Annotated in this window: 16 protein-coding genes; 1 reads left to right on the top strand and 15 read right to left on the bottom strand. The window is 45.2% G+C overall.

The window, feature by feature from the left end:
• Nucleotides 1-9: 9 nt before the first annotated feature.
• The 15 genes from pal to aspS form a co-directional block, all read right to left on the bottom strand.
• A complete protein-coding gene (pal, locus tag vsple_RS05385) occupies nt 10-552 on the bottom strand; it encodes a peptidoglycan-associated lipoprotein Pal (RefSeq protein ID WP_255230978.1) in 543 nt (180 codons plus the stop codon).
• A 110-nt stretch (nt 553-662) separates the two neighbouring features.
• Nucleotides 663-2,015, bottom strand: coding sequence for a Tol-Pal system beta propeller repeat protein TolB (gene tolB / locus vsple_RS05380; RefSeq protein ID WP_261882885.1), 1,353 nt, complete (start codon nt 2,013-2,015; stop codon nt 663-665).
• Between the two features lie 12 nt (nt 2,016-2,027).
• Nucleotides 2,028-3,095 carry a cell envelope integrity protein TolA gene (gene tolA / locus vsple_RS05375; RefSeq protein WP_255230980.1) on the bottom strand — a complete coding sequence of 356 codons (1,068 nt, stop codon included), beginning with the start codon at nt 3,093-3,095 and terminating at the stop codon, nt 2,028-2,030.
• Between the two features lie 13 nt (nt 3,096-3,108).
• A complete protein-coding gene (tolR, locus tag vsple_RS05370; RefSeq protein WP_255230981.1) occupies nt 3,109-3,552 on the bottom strand; it encodes a protein TolR in 444 nt (147 codons plus the stop codon).
• Between the two features lie 3 nt (nt 3,553-3,555).
• Nucleotides 3,556-4,239 carry a protein TolQ gene (gene tolQ / locus vsple_RS05365; RefSeq protein ID WP_255230982.1) on the bottom strand — a complete coding sequence of 228 codons (684 nt, stop codon included), beginning with the start codon at nt 4,237-4,239 and terminating at the stop codon, nt 3,556-3,558.
• Nucleotides 4,229-4,666 (bottom strand): tol-pal system-associated acyl-CoA thioesterase, encoded by a 438-nt coding sequence (gene ybgC / locus vsple_RS05360; RefSeq protein ID WP_261883123.1) that lies wholly within the window; start codon nt 4,664-4,666, stop codon nt 4,229-4,231. The genes tolQ and ybgC overlap by 11 nt, the downstream gene beginning before the upstream one ends.
• A gap of 166 nt (nt 4,667-4,832) precedes the next feature.
• Nucleotides 4,833-5,135, bottom strand: a complete 303-nt coding sequence (ybgE, locus tag vsple_RS05355; RefSeq protein ID WP_261882884.1) for a cyd operon protein YbgE — start codon at nt 5,133-5,135, stop codon at nt 4,833-4,835.
• Nucleotides 5,128-5,235: a cytochrome bd-I oxidase subunit CydX gene (gene cydX, locus vsple_RS05350; protein WP_000270284.1), complete on the bottom strand. Its 108-nt coding sequence runs from the start codon at nt 5,233-5,235 to the stop codon at nt 5,128-5,130. The genes ybgE and cydX overlap by 8 nt, the downstream gene beginning before the upstream one ends.
• A gap of 31 nt (nt 5,236-5,266) precedes the next feature.
• Entirely contained in the window at nt 5,267-6,403 is a 1,137-nt protein-coding gene (cydB, locus tag vsple_RS05345) for a cytochrome d ubiquinol oxidase subunit II (RefSeq protein WP_261882883.1), read from the bottom strand.
• A 13-nt stretch (nt 6,404-6,416) separates the two neighbouring features.
• Nucleotides 6,417-8,003 carry a cytochrome ubiquinol oxidase subunit I gene (gene cydA / locus vsple_RS05340; RefSeq protein WP_261882882.1) on the bottom strand — a complete coding sequence of 529 codons (1,587 nt, stop codon included), beginning with the start codon at nt 8,001-8,003 and terminating at the stop codon, nt 6,417-6,419.
• Nucleotides 8,004-8,558: 555 nt separating this feature from the next.
• Nucleotides 8,559-9,569 carry a Holliday junction branch migration DNA helicase RuvB gene (gene ruvB, locus vsple_RS05335; protein WP_255230986.1) on the bottom strand — a complete coding sequence of 337 codons (1,011 nt, stop codon included), beginning with the start codon at nt 9,567-9,569 and terminating at the stop codon, nt 8,559-8,561.
• A 123-nt stretch (nt 9,570-9,692) separates the two neighbouring features.
• Nucleotides 9,693-10,304: a Holliday junction branch migration protein RuvA gene (ruvA, locus tag vsple_RS05330; protein ID WP_261882881.1), complete on the bottom strand. Its 612-nt coding sequence runs from the start codon at nt 10,302-10,304 to the stop codon at nt 9,693-9,695.
• 91 nt (nt 10,305-10,395) lie between these two features.
• Entirely contained in the window at nt 10,396-11,856 is a 1,461-nt protein-coding gene (locus vsple_RS05325; RefSeq protein ID WP_261882880.1) for a methyl-accepting chemotaxis protein, read from the bottom strand.
• A 153-nt stretch (nt 11,857-12,009) separates the two neighbouring features.
• Nucleotides 12,010-12,531 carry a crossover junction endodeoxyribonuclease RuvC gene (gene ruvC / locus vsple_RS05320; RefSeq protein ID WP_032549418.1) on the bottom strand — a complete coding sequence of 174 codons (522 nt, stop codon included), beginning with the start codon at nt 12,529-12,531 and terminating at the stop codon, nt 12,010-12,012.
• Nucleotides 12,532-12,681: 150 nt separating this feature from the next.
• Nucleotides 12,682-14,466, bottom strand: a complete 1,785-nt coding sequence (aspS, locus tag vsple_RS05315) for an aspartate--tRNA ligase (RefSeq protein ID WP_261882879.1) — start codon at nt 14,464-14,466, stop codon at nt 12,682-12,684.
• 306 nt (nt 14,467-14,772) lie between these two features.
• Between aspS and vsple_RS05310 the strand changes: the two genes are divergently transcribed.
• Nucleotides 14,773-15,657, top strand: coding sequence for a DUF72 domain-containing protein (locus vsple_RS05310; protein WP_261883122.1), 885 nt, complete (start codon nt 14,773-14,775; stop codon nt 15,655-15,657).
• Nucleotides 15,658-15,668: the final 11 nt, after the last annotated feature.

Here is a 15,668-nt window from a genome sequence, read left to right as displayed (position 1 = left end):
GTCTACTAATTAGTAAACTAGTACTGCACGACGGTTTTTAGCGTACACGTCTTCAGATTGACCAAGAAGAAGTGGCTTCTCTTCACCGTAGCTTACGATAGAGATTTGGTCAGCTTGAACACCTAGAGCTTGTAGGTATTTAGCAACTGCTTGAGCACGACGCTCACCTAGAGCGATGTTGTACTCAGGAGTACCGCGCTCATCAGCGTGGCCTTCTACAGTAACTTTCATGTCTACGTTTTTGCTTAGGTAAGCTGCGTGAGCCGCTAGCATCTCTTCGTAATCACCCGCGATTGTAGCGTTGTCGAATGCGAAGTAGATAGTTTGAGTTTCACGTAGTGCTTGCTCTTTAAGCTCTTGCTCTGACAGTTGACCATTCGCGTCAATTGGTGTCACAACAGTTGTATCTACGTTGTTTTCTGAACCTGAAGTTGCTTGGTTAGTTTCAGTACCAGAAGTCGCAGATGTTGCATCATCACTTGAACTACATGCTGTTACTGCCATCACTGGTAGTGCAATCATCAAGCCTTTAAGAACTTTATTAAGTTGCATCTTATTTTCCTTACGTTATCAAACTTAGTTTCTACAGCTGATAAATTGCTATAGATAGTTGCTTGCTACAATAGTTATTACTATCAATAGCTAATTGCTTTTAGGCGTGGCTACAGAAACGGCGACCACGCTGGTGCTCTTACGCGTCCATTAGTAGCCGGTAATCTAGCTTTAAAACGACCATCGATAGAGACCATCGACAGTACATTTGTTTGGTTGTAAATAGAGCTATAGATAACCATACCTCCATTTGGTGCAATACTTGGAGACTCATCTAGCAAAGTTTTTGTTAATACTTGTACTGCGCCTGTTTCCAAATCTTGCTTGGCCAAGTTAAATCCAGAGTTGCTGCGATTCACCATGATCAGGAATCGACCGTCAGGGGTAATTTGACCACCTAAGTTCTGGCTGCCTTGCCAAGTAATTCGTTGGGTAGAATTATCTGACAAATTTACATTATAAATCTGGGGTTTACCACCGCGATCAGACGTAAAAATGAGAGACTTGCCATCAGGGTGCCAGAAAGGTTCCGTATTGTTAGCACGGCCACGAGTAATTTGCGTTAGCTTACGAGTTTGTAGGTCAAGCGTGTAAACCTGCAGGCTGCCTGTCTTCGAAAGTACTAATGCCAGTTTCTTACCGTCAGGAGAGAATCTTGGCGCACCATTGTGACGAGGGTATGACGTCACCTTTTCACGTTCACCGGTGTAGATGTTCATGATAAAGATTTCCGCTTGACCGTTTTGGAAGCTCACATAAGCGAGTTTCTTACCGTCTGGTGACCAAGCTGGAGACATCAATGGTTGCTTAGAACGAAGTACCAAACGCTCGTTGTAGCCGTCGTAATCCGCTACGCGCAGTTGGTACGGGTATTTATCTTTGTCATTCACCACAACGTAAGAGATACGTGTTAGGAACGCGCCCTTCTCACCTGTTAACTCTTCATACACCAGATCTGAAATACGGTGTGCATATTCACGCAGGCGCGGGCCAGGCACAGTTGCCTTCTTATTGAAAAGAACGTGGTCTTTCGAAAGAACCAGTTGGCCTTCATCGCTCAGTGCACGGCTTTGACCTTTAGTGAGCTGTCCACGAACAATATCGACCAATTGATAATTCACCACATACTGACCCTGCGCATCCTGAGTAATGCTACCTGTCAGGAGTGAATCAACACCTAGGTTTGTCCATGCATCGAAGTCAACTTCTGCTTCGCTGTATGGTGTTTGTGGCATTTTACTGGTTGCAACTGGGCTGAATTTACCGCTGCGCTGTAAGTCTGATGCGATCACAGCAGACACATCGTGTGGCAGTTTCTCTTTGCCTTCCCATTTAAAAGGCACAATCGCAATCGGTCGTGCCGAGTTGATACCATCGGTAATAACGAGCTCCAAAGCAGCATGTGCAAATTGACTGCTGGTCGCTATTACAAACACAAAACTTAGTAATAGTTTCTTTAACACGGGTTCGTCCTTTTACTCTGGTGATACTGTTAGGTTGATGTTTTTCAGAGAGTTTACGATATCTGGGTCTTTCGGTAGTGGGTAAGACTGCACCTGAGCTACGGCTCGTTTCGTCGCAGCACACAGACGGCTGTCACCCTCTAAAATTGAAAGATTACCTAAAATAGCGTTTGATCCAGTCGGGATCAGTTTTAGATTTACCCTACACGACTTTCCCCGAAAGCTATCCTCCAACAGCAGGTTTTGCTGTATAAGCTGGGTGTAAATCGCACCATATCGCTGAACTTCATCACCAATAAATTGTTGTCTTGCTGAAGAGTTTTGCGAGGCCTCGGTTTCAAGGCCAGCAAAGATGTCGTTAAGTGCCGCTTCTTGCTGCTTACGCTCTTCTTCAAGTCGCTTTAATCGCTCTTGCTCTTTACGTGCCTTTTCAGCTGCTTCTTTCGCTGCTTTCTCTTTCGCTAAACGCTCTTTTTCAGCGCGTTCAGCCGCTTCTTTCTCTTTACGTGCTTTTTCTGCCGCTTCTTTAGCCGCCTGCTCTTTTGCCAAGCGTTCCTGTTCTGCTTTTGCGATAGCCGCCTCTTTCGCTTTACGCTCTTGTTCCGCTTTAACTAACGCGGCTTCTTTAAGCTTGCGATCGGCTTCAGCTTTCGCTGCGCGCTCTTTCTCTTGCTTAAGACGAACTTCTTCTGCTTTACGCTGTTTCTCTTGCTCTACGCGACGCTTCTCTGCTTCACGAGCCGCTTTTGCCTCTTTGGCTTGCTTCTCTTTCAGCTTGCGAATGTTCTCTTCTTCCGCCTTGCGGTTTTGCTCTAAGCGTTCGCTTTCTCGGCGCAGCTTATCAAGGCGCTCTTGTTCTTTCTTACTCGCAGCTTCTCGTTGCTGACGAATCTGCTGCGCTTGCTGGCGAACCAATTGTGGATCAATAACCACAGCCTGAACCATTTGGCCGCTTGGCTCGGGTTCAGACATAGTAAAATCTGCACCCACAATCAGCACAACGAATAACACCACGTGCAGCGCTAGCGACACGATAAGTGGTGTACTTAAGCTATTCGATTTAGTCTTTTTTGTTTTCATGAATGCTACGGAGTTATTCCCTTATGTCCGTCAGTAGGCCAACCTTCGGCACCCCTGCTCGGCTTAATTCATCAAGTAGTAAAACCACTTCAGCATACGGCGTTGCAGCATCACCACCAACCGCCACAGGTGAATTGGGCTTAATTGAAAGTTCCGCTTTCACTCGCACAATGATCTCTTGCAATGACAGACCACGTTGCACTTCTTCGTTGTTCACACTTAGCCCTAGCTCACCGTCTTTATTCACTTCAACAATGATAAAGCTGGCATTATCGTCACCCAGAAGATCTTGAGCCGATTTTGCTGTTGAGGCTTGTGGTAGCTCTACATCCACTCCTTGAGTTACAAACGGCGAGGTCACCATAAAAATAATCAGCAAAACCAGCATAACGTCGATGTAAGGTACAACGTTAATCTCTGCAGTCATTTTGCGCTTTTTAGGTTGGTATCCTGCCATTGATTACTCCCTTCCAGCCATCGCTTGGCGGTGAAGAATACTGTGGAACTCTTCAGAGAATGTCGCGTAGTTATGTTCTAGCTTACTTACACGACTGCTGAATCGGTTGTACGCCATTACCGCTGGAATCGCGGCAAATAGACCCATTGCGGTTGCAATAAGTGCTTCTGCGATGCCCGGTGCCACCATTGCTAGCGTAGCTTGCTTCACTTCACCTAATGCAATGAATGAATGCATGATCCCCCATACAGTACCAAAAAGACCAATGTATGGACTGATTGAGCCTACCGTTGCAAGAAATGGTAAGTTGGTTTCCAGCTCATCGACTTCACGGGCGACAGCAACACGCATCGCGCGACCAGTGCCTTCCATAATGAAATCTGGTGACGTCGCGTTAGATTTACGCAAACGTGCAAATTCGGTGAAGCCTGCATAGAAGATCTCTTCTGTACCAGACAGCTCATCTTTACGCTTGTTGCTTTCTTGGTATAGCTTAGACAGATCAACACCTGACCAGAATTTATCTTCAAAGGTCTCTGTGTGTTTCGCCGCTTGAGAAAGCACCTTGCTTCTTTTTATGATCATCGCCCAAGAGACGACAGACATACCCATTAGGGTAAGCATTACCAGTTTAACCAGTAAGCTGGCTTCTAAAATAAGGCCTAAAATTGAGATTTCAGCAGTCACTGTTTGTCAGCTCCGTAAGAATAAAAGTCGGCATAGCCTTAGGTTTCATTTTCTGATTGTCGATACATGCTACCTTAACCATTGCTTTACACAATGCTTTGCCATCAGGATTTACGATCTCCTGACAGAATACTAGGGAAGCGCGTTTCAGTTCATAAATCTTTGTAATGACTTGTAAAGCATCATCAAGGCGTGCACCGTGGATAAAATCGATATCCATGTGTCGGACAACAAAACCGATATTTTGTTCTAAAAGGACTTGCTGAGATACCCCTATTGAGCGCAGCATCTCGGTTCGAGCGCGTTCAAAAAATTTCAGGTAGTTGGAATGATAAACGACACCACCCGCATCGGTGTCTTCATAATAGACGGTGATAGGCCAAGTAAATGGCTTAGATGATCCCTGCAAACTCATACCACAATACAAAAACGTTAAAGATATCACTATAACTCAACTCTTTGACATTAATACTATAACGGCATGAAATATTTGATTTGTGTGGTGAAAAAAAAGGCCATCTGTATAAGATGACCTCTTTTCGGCTAAAAACCAAACAGCGCAATAAAGCCTGTATTCACGGGCATTGACGCCACTATATGAACCTTAACACTGTTAGGTAGAGCAAAATTGTGAGTGAAGCATATGGGCTAAACAGCAACTGCCATACCCATGCTCTAGGCTTAAAACCAACCCCGAAAACCATGCTTGAACACACAGCCCAAATAAACATTGGGCCGATGACAGCATTAAAGCCGCCAATGCTCTCAGCGTAGGTTTCTGGGTTCCACATAACCAAGCCGACATGCACAAAACCCAGTACTAGAGACAAAACTCGAAGCAGAGTCTTGTCCATAGGTTGATGCAGCTTAGTCACTTGCTCAGTGAGATTACTCACTGTCTTTATCCATCATTTCAGAGTGCTCTAACCAAAGAGCGTTAATGATGCCGAATGCACATGCTAGAAGTACACCCAAAATCCATGCGAAGTACCACATAAAATTTCTCCTAAGTTATTTAACTTCTAGCTTAGTAAGCTGAAACGTCGTTATCTTCGATGTGTTTCTTATCCAAACGACCGAACATTTTGTAGTAAGTCCAAGTCGTATAAGCAAGAATCACAGGTACCATTACCGCCGCAACTGCAGTCATCAGGCCAAGTGTTAGTTCACTCGCTGTTGAATCCCACATTGTTAAGCTGTGGTTCGGGATTAGGCTAGAAGGCATCACGAATGGGAACATCGCAAAACCCGCCGTTAGGATAACACCAGCGTTCGACAAGCTTGAGAACAAGAATGCAAAACCACCACGCTCAAAGCGAGACGCAACCACTGCTAGCAATGGCATTACCACACCTAGGATAGGCGCAGCCCACATTGCTGGGTAGGTTTCAAAGTTTGCCATCCAAGCACCAGCTTGAACCGCTACTTCTTTGTTTAGTGGGTTTGAATCAGCCATTGTGTCTAGCGCGCTTGTGATCACGTAGCCATCGATAGATTGAACCCAGAAACCGCCCCCTACGAATAGTGCTACAGCGATTAGACCTGTGATTTGAGCAACACCGCGTGCACGCTCGTGCAGTGACTCAGTGGTCTTCATTTGTAGCCAAGTCGCACCTTGCATAACAAATAGCATCAAACTTAGTACGCCACACAGTAGAGCAAATGGGTTTAATAGAGCAAAGAACGAACCTTTGTACTCAGACATCAGCAGGCTGTTTAGCTCAAATGGAACACCTTGCAGTAGGTTACCAAATGCAACACCAAAGATAACTGGTGGAACTGTGCCACTGAAGCAAAGCGCGTAATCCCAAGCTTTGCGCCATTTAGGATTTTCAATCTTAGAGCGGTAGTCTAGAGCAAGTGGACGAAGCCAAAGTGCCGCTAGGGTTACGTACATCGCTAGATAGAATCCAGAAAACGACGTTGCGTAAACAAGAGGCCATGCAGCAAACAGTGCACCACCCGCTGTGATTAACCAAACTTGGTTGCCATCCCAGTGAGGGGCAATAGTATTCAGCATAATACGACGTTCAGTGTCGCTCTTACCGATAACAGGAGACAGAGCCGCAACACCCATGTCGAAGCCATCAGTCACGGCGAAACCTACCAGTAGAACACCGATTAGGACCCACCAAACAAGTCGTAAGATTTCGTAATCAAACATAATATTCCCTCACTTATACTTCTACTGAACGGCTAACTTTGTCTTCAACAGAGTTGTCGTTTTGTTCGAAGTGGTAACGGCCTGTCTTAAGGCTACTTGGGCCTTTGCGAGCAAATTTAAGCATTAGGTAAACTTCTGCAATCAGGAACACTGTGTACAGTGCAAGAATTGCAAATAGTGATGTCCAAAGCTCGCCAATAGTCAAAGCTGACGCTGCAACGTTGGTCGGTAGGATTTCACCTACAGCCCATGGCTGACGACCGTATTCTGCAACAAACCAACCTGCTTCAATCGCAATCCAAGGTAGAGGGATTGAGAATAGCGCTGCTTTAAGAATCCATGGCTTCTGTTCGATTTTTTGGCGGCATGTTTGTACAAATGCTGCACCAAATACGAATAGCATGATGAAGCCACATGCAACCATGATACGGAACGACCAGAATAGAGGCCAAACAGTTGGGATCGAGTCATCCGCAGCCATTTGAATTTGCTCTTCTGTTGCATCAACAACTTCGTCTGTGTAGCGCTTCAGTAGCAGACCGTAACCTAGGTCACCTTTTACTTCGTCAAATGCTGCCATGTTTGCTTCAGACTTATCGCCTGCACGCAATTTTTCTAGAAGCTCGTATGCATACATACCCGTACGAATACGCTCAACGTGCTCGTCACGCAGATCACGCAGGCCTGTTACTTCTTTGTCAAAAGAACGCGTCGCAATGATACCCATAACGTAAGGAATCTTGATCGCGTAGTCAGTGTGCATCGTTTCTTGGTTTGGAACACCAAACACAGTAAATGCAGCTGGAGCTTCTTCTGTGTGCCATTCAGCTTCTACCGCTGCTAGCTTCACTTTCTGAACTTCACCTAACTCGTAACCTGATTCGTCACCTAGAACGATTACAGATAGAATCGCAGCCATACCGAATGATGCTGCAATCGCGAAAGAGCGGCGAGCAAAGGCAAGGTCACGACCTTTTAGAATGTAGTAAGAACTGATACCTAGGATGAACATTGCACCCGTTGTGTAACCAGAAGCCACTGTGTGTACGAATTTAACTTGCGCTACTGGGTTTAGGACAACTTCAGCGAAGCTCACCATTTCCATACGCATTGTTTCAAAGTTAAATTCAGCACCCACTGGGTTCTGCATCCAGCCGTTGGCAACCAAGATCCACAGCGCAGAGAAGTTAGAGCCAAGCGCTACCAACCATGTTACTGCTAAGTGCTGACGCTTTGACAATCTATCCCAACCGAAGAAGAAAAGACCAACAAAAGTAGACTCTAGGAAGAATGCAACAAGCGCTTCGATTGCCAGAGGGGCACCGAAGATGTCACCAACATAGTGAGAGTAATAAGACCAGTTAGTACCAAACTGGAACTCCATAGTTAAGCCGGTTGCTACACCTAGAGCGAAGTTAATACCAAACAATTTACCCCAGAACTTGGTCATGTCCTTGTAAATTTGTTTGTCGGTCATTACATATAGAGACTCCATGATGGCAAGCAAAAACGCCATACCAAGAGTCAGTGGAACAAATAAGAAGTGATACATCGCTGTCAGTGCAAACTGCAATCGCGACAGATCAACAACATCAATCATGGTAACTCCTTTGTGTCGGCTGAATGACACTTGTGTGATTATTCACCGCAAAAATCCATGTTAAAACAATTAGCGTGATTGTTATTACAAGTTGAAATTTGTAGCAAAAACGTACCGTTATAGTTAGATTATTGTTAAGCATGAGCTAATATAGCTGGAGCTAATATTACTGGTAAAATCAGTATGTTTCAAAAGGTTTATAGGAGAAGCCTGCGTTGATTTGTATCAAATTTCTACGAGCAATTTAGAGTTATTTTCAACCAAACATGATTAAAATCACACCAATTATTGGGTTGGTAATAACGATGCATGATATCTGTGACATGCCGCTATCACTCACTCAACATTTGAATTACAACTACCCATAAAGTATTAACAAGGATTGTGACAATTTATTTCATTTTTTGTTAGCGGCGTCAAATTTGAAATCAATGTTTTCAGTTTTGGAATGGCATATCGGAGACTAATATCGACTCGCGCAAAGAGTTGTTATTCTATAAATAACTAAAAACCCTGGCGCTTATGCAACCAGGGTTTATAAAACACAACAACCAATTAACTTGGTCTATCTATTCCAAAATGAAGATATGCTCGATCAGTGGCGATTCGGCCCCTAGGGGTTCGCTGTAGATACCCCTGCTGAATCAGATACGGCTCTAACACATCTTCTATGGTGTCACGCTCTTCACCAATCGCTGCAGCCATGTTGTCGATACCAACCGGGCCACCACCAAACTTCTCCATGATCGCCAGTAGAAGCTTTCTATCCATATAGTCAAAACCCTTGGCGTCAACGTCAAGCATGTTCAACGCCTTGTCAGCCACATCTGCACAAATATGACCATTGCCCTTCACTTCTGCAAAGTCACGCACACGACGCAGCAGACGGTTAGCAATACGAGGCGTGCCACGAGCTCGACGCGCCACTTCAAGAGCGCCTTCAGGGTCCATAGAGAGCCCCAAACAGTCTGCACTGCGCTGTACAATGTTTTGTAGATCATCGACCTTGTAGTATTCAAGGCGCTGCGTAATGCCAAAACGGTCACGCAGTGGCGATGTCAAAGAGCCTGCTCGCGTTGTTGCACCGATTAGGGTGAAAGGTGGCAAATCGATTTTGATAGAACGTGCCGCAGGGCCTTCACCAATCATGATATCCAATTGGTAGTCTTCCATCGCCGGATAGAGTACCTCTTCAACCATTGGGCTCAATCGATGTATCTCATCGATGAACAGCACATCGTTCTCTTCTAGGTTCGTTAACAGCGCCGCTAAGTCACCCGCTTTTTCCAATACAGGCCCAGAAGTCGTACGGATATTCACATCCATTTCGTTCGCGACGATGTTCGCAAGTGTGGTTTTACCCAAACCCGGAGGACCAAAAATCAAGAGATGGTCAAGCGCCTCACTACGAAGTTGTGCCGCTTTGATGAAGATTTCCATCTGATCACGCACGTGATCTTGGCCTTGGTAATCTGCTAACGCTTTTGGTCTTATCGCGCGATCGATGACGTCTTCGTCTTTAAATACTGGGTTGTCCGGCGCTATTAGGCGATCCGCTTCAATCATAGGTTATTCCAACTTAAGAGTGACAAGCTCTTATTCTATTTGAGTTCTTTACTGCACTCTCACGACACTAGCTTGAAAGCTCAGTGTTACGGAGTGCATTTCATGTATCTAGGTAAACCGAGTTTATACCATCGATTTTAGTGCTTCACGAATCAGTTGCTCGCTTGTCATGCCATCTTGGGCAATCTGCGACACCACTTTTGAAGCTTGTGTCGGTTTATAACCGAGAGCAAGAAGTGCACTTACCGCTTCTTCTTCAGCATCTTGTGCATTCGGTGTTGAATCAATTGGAACTGCATCTGTAGCTGGTGTAAACAGATCACCCGCGCCCCAACCTTTGAGTCGATCTTTCATTTCCACAACCAAACGTTCAGCGGTTTTCTTACCAACACCCGGCAGCTTAACCAACGTTGAGATATCTTCACGCTCAACACTCTGAACAAACTGACTTGCCGTCATTCCCGAAAGGATACCAAGACCAAGCTTAGGACCAACGCCATTGGCCTTGATCACTTCTCGAAACAGAGCTCGCTCTTTAACAGTATTAAATCCATAAAGCAGTTGGGCATCTTCACGCACAACAAAATGCGTATAAATAATCGCTTCTTCGCCCACAGCAGGTAGTTCATAGAAACAGCTCATTGGCATTTGTACTTCATAGCCAACGCCACTCACTTCAATTAACAATTCTGGTGGCTGTTTTTCAATTAAAATACCGCGAAGACGTCCGATCACAACTTACTCTCTTGATGGAAAATGATTTGATGGACAGAATATAAAAGAACTGGATGCTTATCCAGTTCTTTCTATTTGATTGGGGAATTAATTAGGCGTGTTTGGCGTTTGACACCGCGCTATTCAGGCTTGCGACTAATTGCTTAACGAGATCGACTTGTTGATTCAATTGAATACCATTTGATGCAACTTGCCCTGATACGGTTTTGGTCTCTGCAACACTCTTTGCAACTTCAGTGCTAGCCTGATCGAGCTCATGCAAAGATCCCATCTGCATAGCCATGATATTGGTTAGCTGATTAACATCTGAAGATATGGTCTGAACCTCGGAAATAATGCCACTCATTTCAGCTTCCGTGGTTTCGATAATAGTGCGCCCGTGTTCCACCTCTTCTTTACTTCGGTCAAGCAATGTTCTGATCTCTATCGCAGAATGGCTACTTTTCGCAGATAGTTCACGGACTTGATCCGCCACCACTGCAAAGCCTCGACCCTGCTCCCCTGCTCTCGCCGCTTCTATTGCTGCGTTGAGTGCCAGTAAGTTAGTCTGTTCTGCCACCGACGTAATCAAGTCTGCCACTTTCATGATCTCTTGGTTACTTTGGATAATTTTACTAATGGCATTGGTCGACGCTTCTAAAGATTCTGAACTTTTCTGCGCTTTCACTCCAACTGCTTCACTGCGCTCTTTCAGTTCATTGACGAAAGAGTTGGACTCTTCAAGCCCTTCTGTCATCTGGTGAAGCTGTTGGCTCATTTGTTCAGCAGCACTCGCTTGAGACTCACAGTTCATGTTTAGAACTTCAACTTGAGCGTGAAGATCTTTTGATTGCTGATCAAGCTGTACCGAGACGCCTTGCAAGCTCTGTGAATTATTGTTGGCTTGGTCTAGAACAACAGAGAGTTGAGCTTCACTTTGAGTAGCTTGAGCTGCAACGCTTTGGCTTTGTGTTTTCGCAGTCTCTGCTTGCTCAATCGCAACCTCTTTCTGCTTCGCGGTAAACGCTTGTGCAATGCATATCACCACTAGAGGCATCACTACTCCAGACCAGGTCTCGACCACCATTGCTTGCTCATCCAACGCGATATTGGGGAATACAGCGCCATTCAGGTGCATAGAAGTCATCACTACCGCCACGCCTATCACTAAGGCACTCCATGTAAGGGCGATAATTCTAGTTCCAGATAAAAAGAAAGCGACCACCAGCAAAGGCACCCAGTAAGCCTGAGTAGAATCGACGACCCCGCCGCTTTGATAGATGATATTCAGTGCATGAACAGCCATACCGACAAAACCAAAATTAAGGGCCAAGATTGGGTTTTTCGATAGCTTCAAAACGATGGCCGAAACCAGCTCAAGGACAATGAGGAAGATAGAGGTTGCAATCAGCAGTTGCTCACCGTGTTTGCTCCATTTAATCAGACTGTAAAGTCCAACGATAAAAGCAATGAAAGTAAACAGTAGTAAAATGTCCGCCTGTCGCGACTCATTGCTGCCCCATTGATGAGTTTTGGGTAGAAAGAGCGATCGCCACCATGTAATTGGGTTCATCGATAATCATCCTTGATTGACTTGTAAGACCTCCGACCAATGTTAGTTAATTGTTAAATAGAATGCGAACCTATTTAACAAAAACTGTTTTTGAAGTCTCATTTCATATCAAAGATAAGTAATTGATGGCGGTTGGAATATCAGTTGGAGAGATTAACGATAACGACCACGTCTTGCTGTGGTTGCTTTACCTGCTAGTGCGATCAGTGTTTTGTTGGTATTGGCATGACAAATTGCGACGCCCAATGCATCGGCAGCGTCGGCTTGCGGTTTTGCTGGGAGTTTAAGCATGCTCATCACCATGTTTTGCACCAGTGATTTGTCTGCACCACCATTGCCAGTTACCGCTTGCTTGATAAGACGTGCAGCGTACTCATGTACTGGAAGATCCGCGTTTACCGCAGCAACAATCGCACTACCACGAGCCTGCCCGAGCTTAAGCGCCGAGTCAGCATTCTTTGCCATAAACACCTGCTCAATGGCGAATACATCAGGCTGGAACTGAGTGATGATCTCACTTACACCGGCATAGATCTGCTTCAGACGACCAGGAAGTTCTTTCTCCGACATACGAATACAGCCACTACCCAAATATTGTAGATGGCGACCATTTTGACGAATAACACCATAACCAGTGATACGAGAGCCGGGATCAATCCCAAGGATAATAGACATAACTTAAAATACTGATTATTTATACATACTTTTATTTATGAGCTTAGTATATAGAAGCATAAAAAAAATGCCCGTTAAATTAACGGGCATTTCAATTTACATAAACAAAAATCACACCAAAAAAAGTGTCATTTAAAGAAAGTAGTGTGCTTATTCAGCTGACTCTTCTTTCTTTTCAGCAGCTTTAACCGCGATTGCTAGCTCTTCAAGTGCAGCTGGATTTGCTAGGCTTGGTGCGTCTGTTAGTAGACAAGAAGCATTGGTTGTTTTCGGGAACGCGATAACGTCACGAATGTTCTCTGTACCACAAAGTAGCATTACTAGGCGGTCAAGACCGAATGCTAGACCTGCGTGCGGTGGTGTACCGAACTTAAGGGCGTCTAGTAGGAAGCCAAACTTAGCTTGCTGCTCATCAGCTTCGATACCTAGGATGTCGAATACTGCAGATTGCATTTCAGCGTTGTGGATACGTACAGAACCACCGCCAACTTCGTAGCCGTTAAGAACCATATCGTACGCGTTTGAGTTAGCAGCCGCTGGGTTCGCTTTTAGCTCTTCCGCAGTCACACCTAGAGGCGATGTGAATGGGTGGTGCATCGCGTGTAGATTGCCTTCGTCGTCTTCTTCGAACATTGGGAAGTCAACAACCCATAGCGGAGCCCATGCAGACTCGTCTGTCAGCTCTAGGTCTGTACCCAGTTTCAGACGTAGTGCGCCCATTGCTTCAGATACAGTGTTTGCTTTGTCTGCGCCGAATAGGATGATATCGCCAGTCTCTGCGCCTGTGCGCTCAAGAATACCGTTGATCACTTCTTCGTTTAGGAACTTAGCCACTGGAGATTGGATACCTTCCATGCCAGCAGCACGGTCGTTAACCTTCATCCATGCTAGACCTTTCGCACCGTAGATACCAACGAACTCACCGTAACCGTCGATCTGCTTACGAGTTAGCTTAGCGCCACCTGGTACACGGATTACTGCAACGCGACCTTTTTCGTCGTTTGCTGGGCCAGAGAATACTTTGAACTCAACATCTTTCACTAGGTCAGCAACGTCTACTAGCTCTAGTGGGTTACGTAGGTCTGGCTTGTCAGAACCGAAACGACGCATCGCTTCAGAGAATGGCATGATTGGGAACTCACCTAGATCAACGTCTAGAAGCTCTTGCCACATGTTACGAACCATCTTCTCAGTTGTTGCACGGACTTCTTCCGCGCTCATGAAAGATGTTTCGATATCGATTTGAGTGAATTCTGGTTGACGGTCCGCACGTAAGTCTTCATCACGGAAACACTTAACGATTTGGTAGTAACGGTCAAAACCAGACATCATTAGCAGCTGTTTGAATAGCTGTGGAGACTGAGGAAGCGCGTAGAAAGAGCCTTTATGAACACGGCTAGGTACTAGGTAGTCACGTGCACCTTCTGGTGTCGCTTTCGTTAGTACAGGAGTTTCGATGTCTAGGAAGCCATTGTCATCTAGGAAACGGCGAACAAAGCTAGACGCTTTAGCACGTAGTTTGATGCGGTCGCTCATCTCTGGGCGACGTAGGTCTAGGTAACGGTACTTTAGACGCTGCTCTTCTGAGTTCTTCTGGTTGAAGTCTAACGGCAGAACGTCAGCGCGGTTGATGATTTCAAGACCTTTAGCGATGATCTCAACTTCACCCGTTGCCATGTCTTTATTTACTTGGCTGTCTGGACGAACGCGTACTTCACCCGTTAGTTTGATACAGAATTCATTACGAAGTTGGTTAGCTACTTCGTACGCATCTGCCATATCTGGGTCTACAACTACCTGAACGATACCTTCACGATCTCGCATATCGATGAAAATAAGACCGCCCAAATCACGACGACGGTTTACCCAGCCGCAAAGTTCTACAGTTTGTCCCGCCAGGGACTTGTTCAGGTTACCACAGTAATGGGTACGCATAATGAATTTCCCAATCTCTTAATAATTACTAATTTCTATGCTGTAACTAGACCGAATCTAATTACAATTCAAAGATCCATTTATACGCGGAAACTTATCTAAAATCGACCTTTCCCACGCCTATTTGTTGTGTTTTATTCGACGTTGACGCGTTATAGCTCACGAAACAGCCAAAGCGGTACAAATCTCGAACAAATATTCGTCAACATTGAAAAAATTGCGCTAATTATATATTGAAAGTACCCAAGTCAGCAAAAGTCTCGTAGAGTGTTTTTGACTGACACAACCAAAGCACTTTTAGATACCATGACAAGATTACCTTTAAGACTCGGACTGACCATGTGGTCACACTCAGAGTGGCAGAGCCAATTCTATGGAAAAGGCACCAAACCAGCAGAAAGACTAGAGAAATATTGTCATGTTTTTCATACTGTTGAAGGTAATACCACCTTCTACGCAACTCCTTCTATCACTACGGTAAACAATTGGCGTAGCGCGAGCCATGATGACTTTCGGTTTACATTTAAATTGCCTAAATTCATCACCCACCAGCAGCAACTCAGACACTGCCAAGCAGAATTAAAAGAGTTCCTACAAATCATGTCGCCCTTACATGAACGTATTGGTCAATGGACGATTCAGCTACCTCACCAGTTCGAGCCAGAATCGCTACCTGCGCTTCAACAGTTTTGTAAACTCTTCCCAAAAGAGATGACACTCGGTGTCGAAGTGCGCCACCTTGGATTTTTTAATAAAGGCGACGACGAAAAGCGCTTTAATCATTGGTTAGTTGAAGAGAACATCAACCGCATCATTATGGATAGTCGCCCTGTGTTTGCCGCAGCGCCAACAACAGAAGCCATTATTGATGCACACAAGAAAAAACCACGCGTACCCGTGCATGCAATCGCGACATCGAACAACCCGATGATTCGTTTTATTGGTCAGCACGACGAGAAGCCCAATCTTGAGTTTTTCAAACCTTGGTTATCCAAGCTTCCGACGTGGGTAGCGGAAGGAAAACAGCCTTATTTAATGATCCACACTCCAGATAATGACCATGCTCCAGAACTGGCAGCCACGATATACAAACAGCTAATCGAGCAATGTCAGCAGCATCACAATATCAATCTGCCCCCACTCTCCGAATTTCCGGCTAATAAGGGGGATACGCAAATCAGCATGTTCTAACTCATCTACAA

It is taken from the genome of Vibrio pelagius (assembly GCF_024347575.1).
GTDB classification, from domain to species: domain Bacteria; phylum Pseudomonadota; class Gammaproteobacteria; order Enterobacterales; family Vibrionaceae; genus Vibrio; species Vibrio pelagius.
The sequence above is the reverse complement of the archived record's forward strand: the minus strand, read 5'-3'. Positions and strand labels throughout refer to the sequence as shown.